Origin of the sequence: Corynebacterium sp. ACRPF (assembly GCF_022347395.1) — a bacterium.
Lineage (GTDB): Bacteria > Actinomycetota > Actinomycetes > Mycobacteriales > Mycobacteriaceae > Corynebacterium > Corynebacterium tuberculostearicum_D.
In genome coordinates this window covers 1-774 of the sequence record NZ_JAKRNB010000046.1, presented here as the reverse complement: position 1 = coordinate 774, position 774 = coordinate 1, and the positions used below count along the sequence as shown (strand labels likewise).

Annotated in this window: 1 rRNA gene; it reads right to left on the bottom strand. The window is 53.7% G+C overall.

Annotation, left to right across the window (positions count from 1 at the left end):
• Positions 1 to 774: ribosomal RNA gene (locus MHX61_RS11245) — 23S ribosomal RNA — on the bottom strand; the annotation flags it as partial.

Genomic DNA, 774 nt, shown 5'->3' with positions numbered 1-774 from the left:
GTGGCATTCGGAGTTTGGCTGACATTGCTAAGATTGTAGTCCCGCTCAACCAACCAGTCGCTCTACCTCCACCAAGCTATAATACGACGCTGCACCTAAATGCATTTCGGGGAGAACCAGCTATCACGGAGTTTGATTGGCCTTTCACCCCTACCCACAGCTCATCCCCGCAGTTTTCAACCTACGTGGGTTCGCGCCTCCACAACCTCTTACAGCTGCTTCACACTGGCCATGGGTAGATCACCCCGCTTCGGGTCCAGGACATGCCACTTAACACCCCATTAGGATTCGGTTTCCCTACGGCTACCCCACACGGGTTAACCTCGCGACATGCCGCTGACTCGCAGGCTCATTCTTCAAAAGGCACGCCATCACACACAAACGGTGCTCTGACGGATTGTAAGCACATGGTTTCAGGAACTATTTCACTCCCCTCCCGGGGTACTTTTCACCATTCCCTCACGGTACTCATACACTATCGGTCACACTGAGTATTTAGGCTTACCGGGTGGTCCCGGCAGATTCACAGCAGATTCCACGAGCCCGCTGCTACTCGGGCAACCCAACAACCCACATGCCATTGTCTTCAACTACAGGACTCTCACCTTCTCCGGCAGGCCATTCCAAACCACTTCACCTAACAACAACACACAAGCACGATGATGGTAGTCACCGCCCATTGGGGCCCACAACACCGCACACACAACCCCTACCAGGTATCACATGCACACGGTTTAGCCTCATCCACGTTCGTTCGCCACTACTAGCAGAATC